The sequence below is a fragment of the Micromonospora sp. NPDC048835 genome, from assembly GCF_040649995.1.
Lineage (GTDB): Bacteria > Actinomycetota > Actinomycetes > Mycobacteriales > Micromonosporaceae > Micromonospora.
In genome coordinates this window covers 57,196-73,660 of record NZ_JBEZGM010000015.1, presented here as the reverse complement: position 1 = coordinate 73,660, position 16,465 = coordinate 57,196, and the positions used below count along the sequence as shown (strand labels likewise).

17 protein-coding genes and 1 riboswitch are annotated in these 16,465 nt (G+C 72.7%); of the genes, 11 read left to right on the top strand and 6 right to left on the bottom strand.

Annotated features, from left to right (window positions below; genetic code table 11):
* Window positions 1–111 precede the first annotated feature (111 nt).
* Window positions 112–330 carry a hypothetical protein gene (locus tag AB0C15_RS19445; protein WP_354973211.1) on the bottom strand — a complete coding sequence of 73 codons (219 nt, stop codon included), beginning with the start codon at window positions 328–330 and terminating at the stop codon, window positions 112–114.
* A gap of 131 nt (window positions 331–461) precedes the next feature.
* Between AB0C15_RS19445 and AB0C15_RS19440 the strand changes: the two genes are divergently transcribed.
* Entirely contained in the window at window positions 462–1,127 is a 666-nt protein-coding gene (locus AB0C15_RS19440; protein WP_357353769.1) for a lipoprotein, read from the top strand.
* Window positions 1,128–1,143: 16 nt separating this feature from the next.
* On the opposite strand, the gene AB0C15_RS19435 is transcribed toward AB0C15_RS19440, so the two are convergent.
* Window positions 1,144–2,880, bottom strand: coding sequence for a glycoside hydrolase family 3 N-terminal domain-containing protein (locus tag AB0C15_RS19435; protein ID WP_357353767.1), 1,737 nt, complete (start codon window positions 2,878–2,880; stop codon window positions 1,144–1,146).
* Window positions 2,881–2,976: 96 nt separating this feature from the next.
* Window positions 2,977–3,468 (bottom strand): DUF3145 domain-containing protein, encoded by a 492-nt coding sequence (locus AB0C15_RS19430; protein ID WP_357353765.1) that lies wholly within the window; start codon window positions 3,466–3,468, stop codon window positions 2,977–2,979.
* 308 nt (window positions 3,469–3,776) lie between these two features.
* On the opposite strand from AB0C15_RS19430, the gene AB0C15_RS19425 reads away from it, so the two are divergent.
* Window positions 3,777–4,106 (top strand): hypothetical protein, encoded by a 330-nt coding sequence (locus AB0C15_RS19425; protein WP_030330285.1) that lies wholly within the window; start codon window positions 3,777–3,779, stop codon window positions 4,104–4,106.
* A 232-nt stretch (window positions 4,107–4,338) separates the two neighbouring features.
* On the opposite strand, the gene AB0C15_RS19420 is transcribed toward AB0C15_RS19425, so the two are convergent.
* Window positions 4,339–4,962: a carbonic anhydrase gene (locus AB0C15_RS19420; RefSeq protein WP_357353763.1), complete on the bottom strand. Its 624-nt coding sequence runs from the start codon at window positions 4,960–4,962 to the stop codon at window positions 4,339–4,341.
* A 170-nt stretch (window positions 4,963–5,132) separates the two neighbouring features.
* On the opposite strand from AB0C15_RS19420, the gene AB0C15_RS19415 reads away from it, so the two are divergent.
* The 5 genes from AB0C15_RS19415 to AB0C15_RS19395 all read left to right on the top strand — a co-directional run bounded on the left by AB0C15_RS19415 (window position 5,133) and on the right by AB0C15_RS19395 (window position 11,413).
* Entirely contained in the window at window positions 5,133–6,080 is a 948-nt protein-coding gene (locus AB0C15_RS19415; RefSeq protein ID WP_357353761.1) for an alpha/beta hydrolase, read from the top strand.
* Between the two features lie 108 nt (window positions 6,081–6,188).
* Window positions 6,189–8,306: an AAA family ATPase gene (locus AB0C15_RS19410; RefSeq protein WP_357353759.1), complete on the top strand. Its 2,118-nt coding sequence runs from the start codon at window positions 6,189–6,191 to the stop codon at window positions 8,304–8,306.
* Window positions 8,307–8,412: 106 nt separating this feature from the next.
* Window positions 8,413–9,330, top strand: coding sequence for a cation diffusion facilitator family transporter (locus AB0C15_RS19405; protein WP_357353757.1), 918 nt, complete (start codon window positions 8,413–8,415; stop codon window positions 9,328–9,330).
* A gap of 132 nt (window positions 9,331–9,462) precedes the next feature.
* Window positions 9,463–9,594: riboswitch (cyclic di-AMP (ydaO/yuaA leader) on the top strand.
* 56 nt (window positions 9,595–9,650) lie between these two features.
* Entirely contained in the window at window positions 9,651–10,664 is a 1,014-nt protein-coding gene (locus AB0C15_RS19400; protein WP_357353950.1) for a hypothetical protein, read from the top strand.
* 140 nt (window positions 10,665–10,804) lie between these two features.
* Complete coding sequence (locus tag AB0C15_RS19395) at window positions 10,805–11,413, top strand: DUF2269 domain-containing protein (RefSeq protein ID WP_357353755.1); 609 nt, start codon at window positions 10,805–10,807, stop codon at window positions 11,411–11,413.
* 486 nt (window positions 11,414–11,899) lie between these two features.
* On the opposite strand, the gene AB0C15_RS19390 is transcribed toward AB0C15_RS19395, so the two are convergent.
* On the bottom strand, window positions 11,900–12,370 hold the full coding sequence (locus tag AB0C15_RS19390) for an SRPBCC family protein (RefSeq protein ID WP_357353753.1): 471 nt from the start codon (window positions 12,368–12,370) through the stop codon (window positions 11,900–11,902).
* Window positions 12,371–12,558: 188 nt separating this feature from the next.
* On the opposite strand from AB0C15_RS19390, the gene AB0C15_RS19385 reads away from it, so the two are divergent.
* The gene (locus AB0C15_RS19385) at window positions 12,559–13,536 is read left to right on the top strand and encodes a PfkB family carbohydrate kinase (RefSeq protein WP_357353751.1); all 978 of its coding nucleotides are present in this window, start codon (window positions 12,559–12,561) and stop codon (window positions 13,534–13,536) included.
* Window positions 13,533–14,360, top strand: a complete 828-nt coding sequence (locus AB0C15_RS19380) for a 5'/3'-nucleotidase SurE (RefSeq protein ID WP_357353749.1) — start codon at window positions 13,533–13,535, stop codon at window positions 14,358–14,360. Before AB0C15_RS19385 ends, AB0C15_RS19380 begins: the two co-directional genes overlap by 4 nt.
* 18 nt (window positions 14,361–14,378) lie before the next feature.
* Here AB0C15_RS19380 and AB0C15_RS19375 read toward each other — a convergent pair whose 3' ends face one another.
* Window positions 14,379–14,741, bottom strand: a complete 363-nt coding sequence (locus AB0C15_RS19375; RefSeq protein ID WP_357353747.1) for an STAS domain-containing protein — start codon at window positions 14,739–14,741, stop codon at window positions 14,379–14,381.
* A 385-nt stretch (window positions 14,742–15,126) separates the two neighbouring features.
* Here AB0C15_RS19375 and AB0C15_RS19370 point away from each other — a divergent pair, with 385 nt between their 5' ends.
* Complete coding sequence (locus tag AB0C15_RS19370) at window positions 15,127–15,270, top strand: hypothetical protein (protein WP_357353745.1); 144 nt, start codon at window positions 15,127–15,129, stop codon at window positions 15,268–15,270.
* Between the two features lie 164 nt (window positions 15,271–15,434).
* A complete protein-coding gene (locus tag AB0C15_RS19365; RefSeq protein WP_357353743.1) occupies window positions 15,435–15,833 on the top strand; it encodes a hypothetical protein in 399 nt (132 codons plus the stop codon).
* The last annotated feature ends 632 nt before the right edge of the window (window positions 15,834–16,465 follow it).

The window sequence follows — 16,465 nt, the reverse complement described above, 5'->3', positions numbered from 1 at the left end:
TGTGTCGAAGTCCTCGGTCGAGCCGAGGCGGAGTCCAGGCGGCGGTCCGGCCAGGGGCTTCGACACACGGCCTGAGGGCCTCTCCTCGTCGAGGAGGGGCCCTTGCGCCGTTCAGCCCCGGTTGCGGGGGTGCTGTTTCGCGGTGCGCTCGTTGCCGTGGCGGTAGTTGCCGGTCCAGCGGGCCATCACCAACTGCGGGTCGTCGTCGACCTCGGCGAGGAACTCCGCGGCCCGGGCACCGCGCAGCGTGCCGGCCACCCGCCCATGGTGGGTGATCACCACGGTGCCGTCCGCCCGTTGCACATGCCGGAATCCTGATGCCGCTCCCATGCGGAGAGATTGTCAGAGCAGCCGGGGCGGGGCGACCCGATTTCCGTCGCCCCCGAACGATCTCGATTGACGTCGGAACACCGCACGGCTTAGATGGGCCGACTGAAGATCGACTGACTGGGATCACCACCGTGGACACTCGTACCCGTTTCGCCGTCTCGGCGGCGCTCACCCTCGGCCTCCTGGCCGGCTGCGGCGACGACGCCGCTCCCGCCGGGTCCGCGGCCGGCGATCCGGCCCCGCAGGCCACTGGCGAGCCCTGGTACGACGAGGTGACGCCGGCGTCGGCCAGCGGCACGACCGGCGGCGCGGGCTCCCCCTGCCCGGTGCCGGTGTCGTTTCCGCTTGCCGACGGGTGGACGGCGAAGGCGATCGAGCCGCCCAAGGGCGAGTTGGCCGAACTGCTCGGCGAGGCGCTCACCAAGCGCGGCGGCACCACGGCGCGCTGCGAGGTGGACGGGCGGCCGGCGGGCGGCGGATTCCTGCGGGTCTGGGCGGCGGACACACCGACTGTCGCCCCGCGTGCCGCGCTCGAGGGCTTCGCCGCCGGGAGCGGCGAGACGGTGAGTGGTCAGCAGTTCCGCGACCTGCGCGCCGGCAGCTTCGACGTCACCGAGATGACCTGGCTCGCCACGAACCCGCTGGCCGAGGAGGAGGCCGCGCGGAACTGGGCGCTTGCCGTCCAGTCGGCGGGGCAGACGCTCGTCTTCGCGGTCAACGAGGGGCTGATCACCGAACGGACCGACGTGCTGCCGGCGTACCGACTCGCGGTGCGTGGGCTCGCGGCCCCCGGCTGAGGCCAGCCCGGCGGGGTCAGCTCTTGGCGCAGGTCGTGGCCGGCAGGCCGGGTACCGCGACCGGGGACTGGCCGCCCGGCCGGGCCTTGCCGGCGAGCACGGCGGCCAGGGCGGTCATCGACGCCCGACTGGAGGAGTACGTGGCGAGCAGCGTCGGTGACGTCGCGTCGGCAAGCACGTACGGGGTGTCCATGGCGACCGTGACCGCCGCGTCGGAGCGCAGGTCGCTCTTGCCGTCGCCGTAGCCCACCAGGTGCACGATCGTGCCACCGCTGGGCTTGACCTGCACCCCGGCGGCTTTAAGCGCGGCGGTGAGGGTGGCCCGGGTGCCGTCCCGACCGCCGGACGAGGTGACGGTGACCGGCCCACGTGCCACCTTCTGGCAGGAGCCCCGCAGGACGGTGACGGCGGCGGCGGCGAGCGCGTCCGCCGCCGCCCGGTGCGCCGGGGTGTTGAGCGTGGACATCTGCGCCGCCGGCAGCTCCGCGAGGCGGAACTTCATGGTCAGCACCCGGGTGACCGCCTCGACCAGCCGGGTCCGGGGCAGCGACCCGCCGCGCAGCGCGGCGAGCAGCCCGTCGTACGCCTGACCGACGTTCGGGGTCATCAGGATGAGGTCGTTACCGGCGTTGAGTGCCCGGACCGCAGCCTCGCCGGGAGCCCAGCGCTTCGCCGGCGGCATGTTCATCCCGTCGGTGATCACCAGGCCCTTGAAGCCGAGTTGGCCGCGCAGCACGTCGGTGAGCAGCTTGTGCGAGAACGTCGCCGGGGTGCCCGGGTCGATCGCGCGGGCGTCCAGGTGCCCGGACATGACGGCCATCGCGCCCGCGTCCATCCCGGCGGTGAACGGCGGCCACGCACCGCTCTGCAACGCCGCGGCGGACTGGGTGAGCACCGGGAGGTCCTGGTGCGAGTCGTCGGCGCTGTGGCCGTGCCCGGGGAAGTGCTTCAGGGTGGCCGCCACCCCGACCGCCTGGAGGCCACGGACGGCGCCGCTCACCTGCGCGGCGGCCCGCTTCGGGTCGGTGCCGAACGACCGGGACCCGATCACGGTGCTGCGGGTGGCGAGCACGTCGGCCACCGGGGCGAAGTCGATGTTGATCCCCATCGCGGCCAGCTCGGTGCCGGCGGCCCGCCAGGCGGCCTCGGTGAGCTTCGGGTCATCGGCCGCTCCGGCCGCGAGGGCGCTGGGCAGCACGGTGACCCCGTTGGTGACGCGGGTGACGACGCCGTACTCCTGGTCGGTGCCGATCAGCAGTGGCGCGGACCCGGCGGCGAGCTGACCGGCGGCGGTGCGCAGCCCGGTGGTGAGGTCGTGCACCTGCTTCGGGTTGTCGACGTTCGTGGTCTCCTGGTTGCCCTTGGTCGGGTCGTCGGCGCTGAAGCCGACCAGGATCAGGCCGCCCAGGCGGTACTTGGCGATCATGTCAGCGGGGGTGTCGACCCCGGCGAGGGCCTGGTTACCGGCTGCCGAGCCGGCGGATACCTTCGTCGCCGAGTCGCCGTAGGCGTACGGCATCAGCACCTGGCCGACCAGATCCTCGTCGGAGAGCGTCGCCACCAGCGCGGCGGCGCGACTGGCGGGGTCGCCGGCCGGCGGCGCGGCCGGGACGCTCGGAGCGGCGGACGAGGCGGCCGGGCTGGGCGTCGGGGCGGTGCGGGGCGAGCCGCCAGAGCATCCGGAGACGAGCAGGGCGGTCAGGGTGGCGACAGCGACGGAGGCGCGCCACGGGCGATTCGACACGCCGCCCATCCCACCAGTTCCCCCTTATCGGGGCAACTTGACCTTACCGCCCGCACGCGGCGTCGGCGCCGGGCGTGCACGTCGCCAGCGCGTCGACCCGTCGGCTCAGCCGACCCGGGTGAGCAATGTCACCGGCGCACCGTCACCGGCGTACCGGTACGGCTCCAGGTCGGCGTCCCACGCCGTGCCGAGCGCCTTGTCGAGGGCGTGCGCCAGCGCCTCCGGGGCCCGGGACGCCACCATCAGCGCCCGGAGTCGGTCCTCGCCGAGCTGGATGTCGCCGGCCACGCCGACAGTTGCCCGGAACAGGCCCCGGGCCGGTACGTACATGAAGCGCTCACCGTCGACACCGGGACTCGGCTCCTCGGTGACCTCGAAACGGATCATGGGCCACTGCCGTAGGGCAGCAGCCAGCTCGGCGCCCGTCCCCGGACGACCGGTCCACCCGCACTCGGCCCGGCGTGCGCCGGGGTCGACGGGCTGAGCCGTCCACTGCAGGTTGACCGGCGCGGCTAGGACGCGCGCGATCGCCCACTCGACGTGCGAGCACACGGCGAGTGGGGTCGAGTGGACGTATACGACGCCACGCGTTGGCACGGTGACCTCCCGGAGAGCGAGGTGCGTCTTCCCCTACGACCTCGTCCACCCAGGTGGCTGCTGCAACACATGATGACTCGTGTGACAGGTGGTGCGCCAGGGAATCGGAAAAAACGCCGGGTGGAATAGCCGGACGGGTGGTCGCCGTTGCCTCTCAGGACACCGCGACGACCAGCATGATGTCGTGGTCCTGTACAGTTCCACCGGCGGCTTATGCCGCGTTACACCTACGCGGGCCGAGTCAACTGCGACCCGCACACAGCCCCCGGACGTCCAGTCCTCCCGTACGTCTTGCAAGGAGTACCTCCGTGGCGAGCAACACCTCTAAGACCGCGCGCGCGTCAGTCCGGGCCGGCCAGGCTGGCCAGGGTGGCGCCCTCAGCGTGCTGGGCGAGTTCAAGTACCTCATCCCGCTCAACGGCGGCAAGCACGCCTACGTGCGGAACCTGACCAACGGCAAGACCGCGCACCTGCGCACGGACTCCGACGCCTTCGTCGAGGAGATCCGCGTTCTGGCCGCCGCCGGCCACGCCGCCAAGATCCGGGCGGAGATCAACAACCTGGCTGCCACCCACCCGGGTGACGGCTGGGAGGCCACCGAGAAGCGCCTGGTCGCGGCCGGCGTCTTCGAGGGCTGAGCCCTCCCCCACCGCACCAACCGAACCGCCCGTCGGGAGTTCCCGGCGGGCGGTTTCGCGTGCCCGAGGATCGGGCTTCGTCGATCATGGAGTTGTGGTGCCCGGCTTGGGGTCGTCCAGGCCGGTTTGTCACCCACCACAACTCCATGATCGACGGGGGCGGTGGGGCGGCGGCCGGGGCGGGGCGGGGGTGGGGTGGGGCGGGGGCGGAGGCGGGGCGGGGCGGGGGCGGTCAGCTTGGGTTGAGTAGGGCTACCTCGCCGGTGGCCAGGTCGTAGAGGCCGCCGACCACGGCCACCCGGCCGGCGGCCACCGGCCCGGCCAGCAGGTCGTCCCGGCGCAGCGTGCGCACCGTACGCCGGACGTGCCGGCGGATCGCCAGCGGCAGCACCGCCGGATCGTCGATCCCCACCTCGGTCACCGCCGGAGTGATCTCGTCCACCAGGTGCGCCAGCGACCCTCCGGGCCGCTGCCCGACACGCAGCGCCTGCACCGTGGCATCCACCGCGCCGCACCGCTCGTGGCCGAGGACCATCACCAGCGGTACGCCGAGCTGGCCGACCACGTACTCGATCGAGCCGCAGACCGCGCGATCGAGCACGTGCCCCCCGGTACGGATCACGCAGATCGCGCCGAAGGTCTGGTCGAAGATCGCCTCCAGGGGCACCCGGGAGTCGATGCAACCGAGCACCACGGCGTACGGCTGCTGGTCGCCGGAGGCAGCGGCGGCGGCCGTGACGTCGTGCCCGTGCACCGGCTGGCCGCTGACGAACCGCCGATTGCCGGCGAGCAGGTCGGCGAGCGCGGCGCGGGGCGTACCGCCGGCCTGCCGCCCCGACCCCGACGTCGCGCCCATGGGCGCTTCCGACGACCCCATGCCGTTCAGCTTGGCCCGCCGCCGTCCCGCCCGGACGAGGACGGGAATGTTCGCCCCGGCGCGATTGGCGTGATGTCATGACGGGTAGCCGGTGTTACCGCCGGGTATCGGAGGTGCTGGTGGTACGTGGCGGCCCTGGGGAGGTGGCGATGCCGGAGCGGTTCGAGGTCGGCCTGCCGGACGGCGTACGGCTCAACGTCGAGGCCACGGGTCCGACGGACGCCGAGGTCACCGTCATCCTGTTGCACGGCTGGACCCTTGACGGGCGCTCCTGGCACCGGCAGGTCGACGCGCTCACCACGGCGTCGTTCGGCGGCGCGGTGCGGGTGGTCACCTACGACGCGCGCGGACACGGCCGGTCCAGCTGCATGGCTCTGCGTACGGCGACCCTGGCCCAGTTGGGGGACGACCTGGCCACGCTCATCGACGCCGTGGCACCGGGCGGCCCGGTGGTGCTGGTCGGGCACTCGATGGGCGGAATGACGGTCATGGAGTACGCGCACCGCCACCCCGCGCACTTCGCCGCCCGTACCGCCGGTCTGGTCTTCGTCTCGACCACCGCCGAGGGGCACACGCACACCGTCTACGGGCTCTCGCCGCGCATCGCCCGGTTGATCCGGCTGGCCGAGACGACCGGCGCCGGCGTGCTGGCCCGGTGTGGCTCGTGGCGGGCGCCCCGGGCGCTGCTGAACGCGCTGCAACCGAGCATCAGGTGGATGCTCTTCGGTGACCGCTGCGAGCCGGCCGACATCCGCCTGGTGACCTCGGCGGTGGCTCGGGCCTCGCTGCGCTCGATCGGCGGGTTCCGCGCCTCCATCGGCACCCAGCACCGACTGGACACCCTCGCCGCGTTGGCCCACCTGCCGGCCGCCGCCCTGGTCGGCGACCGGGACCGGCTGACCCCACCGCCGTGCGCCGAGTCGATCGCGGCGGCGCTACCGGCCACCGAGCTGACCGTCTGCCCAGGTGCCGGGCACATGCTGATGATGGAGCGCCCGGACGAGGTCAACGCGGCGCTCAGCGGCGTGCTGCGGCAGGTGCTCGCCGGATCACCGCCGGATCGCCGCGACGCGAGCCACGCCGGAACGGGGCTCTGAGCACGTTCGCGCACCTCGGGCGCGGCGGGCCGGGCTCGGGGCCGTACCCTTCTGCGGTTGGCCCGCGCGGTTCCCGCCGCCTGCCGGCGACCTCTGAAGGAGCGTGCGTTGACCGACCAGACCGGCCTGGAGCAGGAGATCGCCGTCGAGCAACGACACCTCGACCGGGTGTACGCCCGACTCGCCGAGCTGCGGCAGTCGGCCGTCCGGGCCGAGCGCGACGGTTACCGGATGGCCCGGGTGGGCACGTTCGGTGCCCTGGTGGAACGCGACGCGATGGTGTTCCACGCGGCGCAGCGTCGGCACACCCTGGACGCCGAGCACGAGGGGCTGGTCTTCGGCCGGCTGGACCTGCGCGACCGTCAGGTGCTGCACGTCGGACGCCTCGGCATCCGTGACGAGGACGCCCGCACGCTCGTCGTCGACTGGCGTGCGCCGGCCGCCGCCGCCTTCTACCAGGCAACCCCGGCGCAGCCGCTGGACGTGGTGCGCCGGCGCACCATCCAGTCCCGCGCCGAACGGGTCACCCGGATCGAGGACGACCTGCTGGACCCGAACGCTGCCCCGGAGGGGATGACTGTCGTCGGCGACGGCGCGTTGCTCGCCACCCTGTCCAAGGCCACCGGCCGGGGGATGCGCGACATCGTGGCGACAATCCAGCGGGAACAGGACGAGGCGATCCGCTCGCCCGGCTCCGGGGTGACGATCGTGGCGGGCGGCCCCGGCACCGGCAAGACCGCTGTCGCCCTGCACCGGGCCGCGTTCCTGCTGTACTCCGACCGCAGCCGCTACGCGGGCGGCGGCATCCTGGTGGTCGGCCCGTCGTCGGTCTTCGTCGAGTACATCGGCTCGGTGCTGCCGTCGCTCGGTGAGGACACCGCGACCCTGCACTCGCTCGGCACCCTCTTTCCGGGGATGCCCGCCACCCGCCCCGACCCGCCCGAGGTGGCGGCGGTGAAGGGTTCGCTGCGGATGCGCCGGGTGCTCGAACGGGCGGCCCGCGACGCGGTGCCGGGGGGCCCGGGTGAGCTGCGGCTGCTCTACCGGGGCACGCTGCTGCGGCTGGACCGTGCCGCGTTGGACCGGATCCGGGACCGCGCGTTGCACCGCGGTGCGCGGCGCAACGAGGTACGCCGGGCCGGCTTCGACGGGGTGTTCGCCGCGCTCTGGGCCCAGGCCCGTGAGCTGAGCAGCGGTCGGCTGCCCGAGCAGCCGGCCTTCGAGGCGGAGATCGCCGAACGGTCGGACTTCCGGGAGTTCCTCAAGGCGTGGTGGCCCCGGCTGCACCCCCGGCACGTGCTCGGCTGGCTGGCGCAGCCGGAGCGGCTGCGCCGCTACGCCGGGGGCATCCTCTCCTCGGCGGAGATCCGGCTGCTCGATACCGCGTACCGGAATTTGGACTCGGCCGGGCTGACCATCGCCGACGTGGCGCTGCTGGACGAGCTGGACGCGCTGCTCGGCAAGCCCGCGCAGGCGGCCCGCCCGAAACGCGATCCGTTCCAGCTCGCCGGTGGGGTTCGCGAGCTGAGCACCCTCGGTGAACGGCAGCGGGCCGCGCGCGCGGCGGCCCGGGAGCGCCCGGAGGACTACCGGGAGTACGCGCACGTGGTGGTGGACGAGGCGCAGGACGTCTCGCCGATGCAGTGGCGGATGATCGGTCGGCGCGGCCGGCTGGCCTCCTGGACCGTGGTGGGCGACCCGGCACAGACCGCGTGGACCGGCGATCCGGAGGAGCTGACCCGGGCTCGCGACCAGGCGCTGGGCCGGCGTAAACGACACGACTTCACGCTCACCACGAACTACCGCAACTCGGCAGAGATCTTCGCGGTGGCGGCGGCGGAGATCCGTCGGCTCTACCCCGACCTGCCGCTGCCGACCGCCGTGCGCTCCACCGGAGTCGCTCCGGTCGAGCTGGTGGTGCCCGCGACGGGCGTGGAGAAGGCGACCGTGGAGGCCGCCGCCGGTCTGCTGGCCGAGGTGGAGGGCACGGTCGGGGTGATCACGCCGGTCCCCCGCCGCGACGAGGTCGCCGGTTGGCTCGGCGCGCTCGGCGCGTCGAGGTTGCAGGTGGTGACCAGCCTGGAGGCCAAGGGCATGGAGTACGACGGGGTCGTGCTTGTCGCCCCGAGCGAGATCCGGGCGGATCCGGGTGCCGGGGTACGCACCCTGTACGTGGCGCTCTCCCGGGCGACCCAGCGGCTCACCACCATCGACCCGACCGGCTGACGTGCGCGGACTGCCGTCGGTGGGAGGCGTGGCACGTACACTTGCACACATAGCGATGTGAGCATATATTTGACCGGGTCCCGATCGGCGGCGGAAGGTGATTCTCGTGGGCGCAGGTCATGACCACCACCACGGGTCCGTCGCCAATGCCGCACACCAGCACCGGGGGCGACTCTGGGCGGCGTTCGGTCTGCTCGCCACCCTGATGGTGGTCGAGGCGGTGGTGGCCCTGCACACCGGCTCGCTCGCCCTGCTCTCCGACGCCGGGCACATGTTCACCGACGTGCTCGGCATCGGGATGGCCCTCGCCGCGATCACGGCGACCCGGCGGGCCACCGGCGACCCGCAGCGCACCTTCGGGCTCTACCGACTCGAAGTGCTCGCCGCGCTGGCAAACGCCGTCCTGCTCTCCGGTGTCGCCATCTACGTGGTGATCGAGGCGATCCGCCGCTTCGGCGACCCACACGAGATCATCACCGGCCCGATGCTCGTGGTGGCCGTGCTCGGACTGCTCGCCAACATCGCCGCCTTCGGCCTGCTGCGCGCCGGGGCACGCGAGAGCATCAACCTTCAGGGCGCCTACCTGGAGGTGCTCGGCGACCTGCTCGGCTCGGTCGGCGTCATCGGCGCGGCACTGCTCATCATCGCCACCGACTGGTGGTGGGCCGACCCCCTGGTCGCCGTCGCCATCGGCGTGTTCATCCTGCCGCGCACCTGGCGGCTGGCCCGAGCGGCCATCCGCATCCTGGTGCAGGCCGCTCCGGAGCACCTACAGGTGACCGCCGTGCACGACCGGCTGGCCGCCGTCCCCGGTGTGGTCGAGGTGCACGACCTGCACGTCTGGACGCTCACCTCCGGGATGGACGTGGCCTCGGCACACCTGACCATGGAGCCCGGCGCGGAGGTCGGCGCGGTGCTCACCGCGGCGCGTACCGCCCTGCACGACGACTTCCGCATCGAGCACGCGACGTTGCAGATCGAGCCCGGCGCCGCGTCCGGAGCGTGTGGCTCCATCGAATGGTGAGGCGACGTTCACGACGGTGCCCTGATTTTCCGTCGTGACGCACGCACCGTCCGTCACATCGGCTGCAGCGGCCCCATCCGCCCCGGTAGGCTCGGTCCCGGCCTCCACCAGGCGGCGCCCTCCCGGCGCCGGTGGTGGTCGCCGCCTAATCGCCCTCCTGGGCGAACCGGGGAACCATGTTCCTGGGGTGCATCCGCGTCAGCGGTAGGGATCTTCCGTCCCGAACCCGTCAGCTAACCCGGTCGGCGGCTGACGGAAGGACATGCGCAGTGGCACCAGCACGACCACCCGCCGCCCGACTGGCGGCCCTGATTGTCGCGATGTTCGCCCTCGGCGTCGCGCTCCCGGCCGGCACCGCTTCGGCCGCTCCCCCGACCGGCCTGCGGGCCGCCGCACCCGACTCCGACGAGGAGGGCGGCACCCCGGCGTTGCGCGCCCAACTGGAGGCGGCCAGCAAGGGCTACCTGGACGCCAAGCGCGCCCTGGACACCTCGGTACGACGACAGCAGCAACTCGCCACCCAGTTGAAGACCATCGAGGTCGAGATCGACCAGCGCACCGGCAAGGTCGGCGAGATCGCCGAGGTGGCGTACCGCACCGGCCGGCTCGGCGCGATGTCGGCGCTGCTCAACAGCAACACTCCGGAAGGCTTCATGGACCGGGCGGCCGCACTGGACGCGGTAGCCGCCAACGAGGACCGGGTGCTGCGCGACCTGTTGGACAGCAAGGACAAGGGCAACCGCACCCGGGTCGCGCTGACCGGCGAGATCAACGAACAGCGCAAGCAGGTCGCGGTGATGGCCAAGCGCAAGGACCAGGCCGAACGGGCCCTGACCGTGGCCACCACACCCAAGCCGCAGACCGCCTCCGGCAGCGACTCCAACCGCGGCACCTCCACCGCGAACGCGAAGCCCGCGCCCCGCAACTCCGACGGCTCCTGGCCCTCCGAGTCGTGCAGTGTCAACGACCCCACGCCGGCCAGCGGTTGCATCACCCCGCGCACCCTGCACGCGCTCAACCAGGCCAAGGCCGCAGACTTCACCCGGTACGTCTCGTGCCACCGCCCCAGCGGCTCCGGTGAACACCCGAAGGGCCGGGCCTGCGACTTCGCGGCACAGAAGAGCGGCTTCGGTGGAGTTGCCACCGGCGGCGACAAGACGTACGGCAACAACCTGGCCGCGTACTTCATCCGCAACGCGGACCGGCTCGCCGTGCTCTACGTGATCTGGTACAAGCAGATCTGGCTGCCCAGCAGCGGATGGAAGTCGTACAGCGGGGCGCACGGCACCCCGTCCACCGACCACACCAACCACGTACACCTGTCGGTCTACTGAGCCACCCGTGGTGCTGCCTGTGCGTCGTCGTGGTGACGCACAGGCAGCACCGTGTTCGGCCCGGGCTACGTCGCCGGGCGTACCCCCGGTGTCGTTTCTCGTCGGACGACCCGGCTGGGGTCGGCGGGCAGCATCGCGGTATGCCTCGGATCCGACCCGCCACCCGCAAGGCGCTGCTCACCCTGCACCTCGTCACCTCGCTCGGCTGGCTGGGCGCCGACCTGGTGCTGCTCACCCTCGGCATCGCCGTGCAGCGGGGCGCCGACCCGGCCGTGGTCTATCCGGTCACGGCAGTGGTCGGCACGGTGCTGTTCGCGCCGCTGAGCGTCCTGGTCTGGCTGATCGGAGTCGCCAGCTCGCTGCTCACCCCGTGGGGCCTGCTGCGCCACCGCTGGGTGCTGGTCAAGCTCGTGCTCACCACCGTGATGGTCGGACTGGTGCTGTTCCTGCTCACTCCGAACCTGCGCCACGCCGGAGCGGTCGGCGCCGCCCTGCCCGCACGTGACCGCGTCGACCTGGTGATCGCACCGGCCGTGTCGACCAGCCTGATGATCATCGCGACCGTACTGTCCACGTACAAACCGTGGGGCCGACGCACCGCACGCCCCCGCTCCGGCTTCCGCTCCGGTTCCGACTCCGGTTCCGGTTCCGGTTCCGACTCCGGTTCCGACTCCGGCTCCGACTCCGACTCCGGCTCCGGCTCCGGCTCCCAGACGGTGACCGCGCCCGCCCCCGCTCCCAGACGGTGACCGCGCCCGCCCCCGCTCCCAGACGGTGACCGCGACACCATGATCGCGACCGTGCCCGATGGGGACCAGCCCATGATCGCGCTGTAACCATGATGTAGTGGCCTCCTGACCGTCCGGGGCCACTACATCAATGATCGAGCGTGACCTTGAGGGCGACGGGCGCTCCCCGACGCTCCCGGTCGGCCGCCCGGGCAACCGTGCTGAGAATTCCTCGTCAAGATCCGCACAACATCGGGGATGTTGCTGTCTCTCGCGCTCTGGAGGCAGCAACATCGGGGATGTTGCGCGGATCTTGGGACCAGGCGTGAGGGCGGTGCGGGGCGGGGCGGGGCCGCGCGGTGCGCTCCGGGGCGGGGCGGGGCCGCGCGGTGCGGTCCGGGGCGGGGCGGGGCCGCGCGATGCGGGGCGGGGCGGGGCGGCGCGGGGCGGGGCCGCGCGGGGCGGGGCGGGGCGGCGCGGGGCGGGGCGGGGCGGCGCGGGGGTTGGTCAGGTGGGAGAAGGACGGCCGTCGGGGGGGTCGAGGGCCGCGCCCAGCCGGGTGGCGAGGGCCAGGTGGGCGGCTCGGGCCTGGCGAAACGCGTAGCGGAACAGCGGCGTCGGTGCGGTCAGGGTGATCTCGACGTCGATGCGGACCAGACCGTCCGACTCGGGCCGCAGTCGGGTGTGGTTGCGCACCGTGGTGGCGGGCCACTGGCGGGCCACCATGACGATCTCGTCGGCCTCGTTGATCAGCACGTCCGCGTGGTAGGTGGTCCGGAAGCGCAGCGGGCCGGCCGCCAGCCGGTCGTTGATCGTGTAGCTGGCCTGGGCGCCGGGCCGGGGCGGCACCACCCGAGTGACCTGGACGATCAACGGGTGCAGCTCACCCTGCCGGGTCAGGTCGCTGAGCAGAGCCGCCGCCTCGGCGGGTGAGGACCGGGCCTGGACGGTGTAGCTGAAGGTATCGCTCGTGAGCACACCGTCTCCCGCCGTCGTTTGTCGCACGATCGTCCCGTACCGATGTCTGGCTGGCAACGCCCGGCGACCTCCAGCGCCGCGCGGGACCGAGCCGATGCGGCAACTTGCCGCTATCTGCGCCATTAAGGTCGATTGGTGCTTAACTTCCCGAGGTGCCGGAGGGTGGCCAGGATGAACGGCGACGACCGATGAGCGGGCACGTGATGGTCTTCGCGCCCACTCCGCAGCTGACGGTGACCGTGGACCAGCCCAACGACCATCCGGAGCTGCACCTGCACCCCGGCGGGCAGGGCGTCTGGCAGGCCCGGATGGTGATCTCCCTCGGCGTCGACGTGGTGCTCTGCGCCGCTCTCGGTGGCGAGATCGGCCAGGTGCTGGAGCCGTTGCTGGTCAGTGAGGGCGTGGATCTCAAGGTGGTGGTCCGGGATTCCGGCAGCGGCGGGTACGTGCATGATCGCCGTGACGGCTCCCGGCAGGAGGTCGCCGACGTGCCCGGGCAACCGCTGAGCCGGCACGAGATCGACGAGCTGTACAACCTCGCCCTCGGCGAGGGCCTGCGGGCCTCGGTGAGCATCCTCAGTGGGCCGAACGAACCCTGGCTCGTACCGGCTGACCTTTATCGACGGTTCGCCGCCGACCTCGGCGCGAACGGCGGCCGGGTGGTTGTCGATCTCTCCGGCGACCACCTCGGTTCGGCGCTGGAGGGCGGGGTGTTCTTCCTCAAGGTGAGTCACGAGGAGTTGATTCGTGATGGCCGCGCCCGCAGCGACGACAGCGTGGAGCTGACCCGGGCCATGTACGAACTGCACGCGGGCGGCGCCGAGACGGTGGTGGTGAGCCGCGCCGACCAGCCGGCGTTGGCGCTCATCGACGGTGAGTTGTTCCAGGTCGAGATGCCCCAACTGGAGGCGGCGGACCCGCGCGGCGCGGGCGACTCGATGACCGCCGGAGTGGCCGCCGTCGTGGCCAGGGGCGGTGACATCCGGACCGCCATCCGCACCGGCGCCGCCGCCGGCGCGCTGAACGTGACCCGGCACGGCCTGGGCACCGGACGGCTGGACTCGATCACCGGCCTGGTGGACCGGGTCCGACTGGTGCCGGTGGACAGCCGGCAGCAGGAGCGGACCACCCCCGACGAGTTGGCCGACCGGGTGGTCGAGCGATGACCCTGCGAGTGTTGATCACCAACGACGACGGGATCGGGGCACCCGGCATCCAGGCCCTGGCCTGGGCGGCCCGGCAGCGGGGCCTGGACGTGGTGGTCGCCGCGCCGATGGAGGAGGCGAGCGGCACCAGCGCCGCGATGAGCGCCATGGAGCGCGACGGTCGGGTCGTCGTGCACGACCACCCGCTGCCGGACCTGGCGGGTGTGCCGGCGTACGGGGTCGCCGGGTCCCCGGGCTTCATCACGCTGATCGCCCTGCATGGAGCGTTCGGCTCACCGCCGTCGGTGGTGCTCTCCGGTGTCAACCGGGGCGCCAACGCCGGCCGGGCCGTGCTGCACTCCGGGACCGTGGGGGCCGCGTTCACCGCCGCCACGAACGGCTGCCGGGCGATGGCGGTCTCCCTCGACGTGCTCTCGGCCGGCGAGGCGACGGCCGCGAGCGGTGGCGCCGCGGTGGATGCCGCCAGCCGGGTCCGCGACGCCGAGCGGCACTGGGGCACCGCGGCGCGGGTCGCCCTGGACCTGCTCCCCCGGTTGACCTCCGCGCCGATGGAGAGCGTGCTCAACGTGAACGCCCCGGACCTGCCGCACGATCGGCTGCGCGGGGTGCGGCGAGGCAGCCTGGCCAGCTTCGGTCAGGTGCAGATGACGGTGGCCGAGTCCGGCCACGGGTTCGTCCGTACCTCGTTGGAGGAGCCGGGGCAGGCCGCGCAGCCCGGAACGGACGTGGCGTTGCTCGCCGCCGGGTACGCGTCGGTGACGGCCATCCGAGCGGTCACCGAGGCGACCGACATCGACCTGACCGGCCTGGACGAGCTGCGTTGACGAGGACGCCCGGCGCGCTCAGGCGCCGGGCAGCACCTCAGGGGTGGCAGCGCCGGCGAAGTAGGGCTCCGGTGCACCGAAGAGACCGAGCAGGCCGGTGACCCAGAGCTGCCGGTGCACGAATCGGCTCGGCTGGGTGACCACCAGCTTGACGTCGCTGACCTCGGCTGTCTGGAAGCCGGCGACCATGGCGCTGATGCCGACGGAGTCGATGAAGGTGACAAGCCTCATGTTGAGCTCGATGCGCAGGGGGCGGCCCTTGGCCAGCACCTCCGCGATCGCTTCGCGCACCTCGTACGCTGTGTCGACGTCGATCTCGCCCCGCGGGGCGATCTCCACGACACCACCGGTCAGAACCGACTTCACGATCGACAGGCTCACGCGAGCACCTCCACCCGCCCGTCCCCCGGGCGTCTCATCAGTACGCGGGCCGCGACCGAGAGTATTCCTCCGACGGCCTCGGTCGCCACCCCTCGGGATGAGCAATTCGCGGATCCGGGCCCACAAAGCGGCCCATATCCGCACTTTTCAGTATCTGATTACTCAAGACTTTTTGTTATTTGACCACCGGCGACCAGTCGTGACCGGTGCGCCGCCGAACCAGGGTAGCGGTCCGCACCGGGCACGCCCGACAACCGGCCCACGGCGTACGCCTGCCCCGTGTGCCGTCGGCGTGTCGCCCCGGCGGGCCGGCGCGATCCGCAGCCCCGGTTGCCGACGCGCCCTAGCATCGGCCGGGACACCACCGCGACGGAGAGGATCTTCGATGATCAAGCGGCTTGCCGGGTTGGCCGGCGTCGGCGTTCTGCTCGCCCTCGTCCTGGCCTGTGGTTTCGGTGGCGGAGGCGACGATGACGACGGGGACGACGACGACTTCGCCCGCGGCGTCACCGTGTCAGCGGTGCGCTGAGGCGGTGGCGCGCCGGGTCAGCGCGTGCCGAGCTACCGGTGCGGCGCGGAGAGCGGGGTTTGCGCCCGGCTGACGTGGGGCACTGCCGGGGTAGGCGACACCGTGACGCGCTGGAGAGACGCCGAAGTCCGAAGTGGCCGGCGGCACCCGAGGAGGTAACCACGATGTTCGGAACCAACCTGCTGGACCGCCGCAGCAAGCCGGAGCGGATCGCGGACCAGGCCTGGGAGCACCTGCTCTCGGCGGTCAGCTACGCCGGGGACAGCGTGCGGGACACCGCCCGCGCGGCCCGCCAGAACAGCGGCGAGTTCGCCGATGGCGCGAGTGACCTCGTGGGCTCCGCCGCCGACGAGGCGCGGCGCCGCGCCTCGCTGGCCTTCGACGCGCTCGCCGGCCGTCAGCCGGCACTGCCCTGGACGCTCCTGATCGGCGCCGCGCTCGCCGGTGCGGCGATCGGCTGGGCGGTCGGCTCCGCCGCCCGGGCCGCCGGCAGCCGGGACGACCGCGCCGTCGACGACGTGGAGTTCGTCGACGTCGACCGTCCTGGCTCCCCCGCCGTCTGATCGACAGCACCACCCCGACGGGCCCCGCTCGACCTACAGGTCGGGTGGGGCCCGTCCGGTGGTGGGGTGAAGCCCGGTCCGCCGGGTGCCGGACCCCTCAGGCGGCCCGGCGGACCGGTGTTTTGTGGTGATCCGGGGTCCCGTCCCGGATCACCTGCTCAGCGGGCATGCAGGTGACGGGCCGGGGGTGCTGGCCGGCCCAGCGGAGGCGAACGGGACCACCGCCACGGCTGCGCCGGTGGCCGGCACGGATACGACCGTGCCGGTGAGACGTCTCCGCGCCTGCGGTTCCTCTCGGGATGGAGCCCCGGGGGACGGGGTCGATCGTCGAGGTGACGCCGTGGCTCGGGGGACGAGCACGACGACGGGAACGGACGGAGCTGCCCTGGCTCCACCGCCCGACGCGACGGCTCCCGCGATCGAGGAACGCGACTACCGTAACCGAAAGGCGCTCGCTTTGGAAGCGCTCCCATCATCGATATCCGTCCGCGGGTCCCGCCCGTGCCGCCCAGGTCCGGCCACGCCGTCACCCCGTCCGGGCGAGGGCGGCTCACCCGGGGCGACGGCAGGATCGCAGCACGGCGGACCTCCGGCCGCAGCCACCACCCGGTCCGCCGTTGCCACAGCGGAGG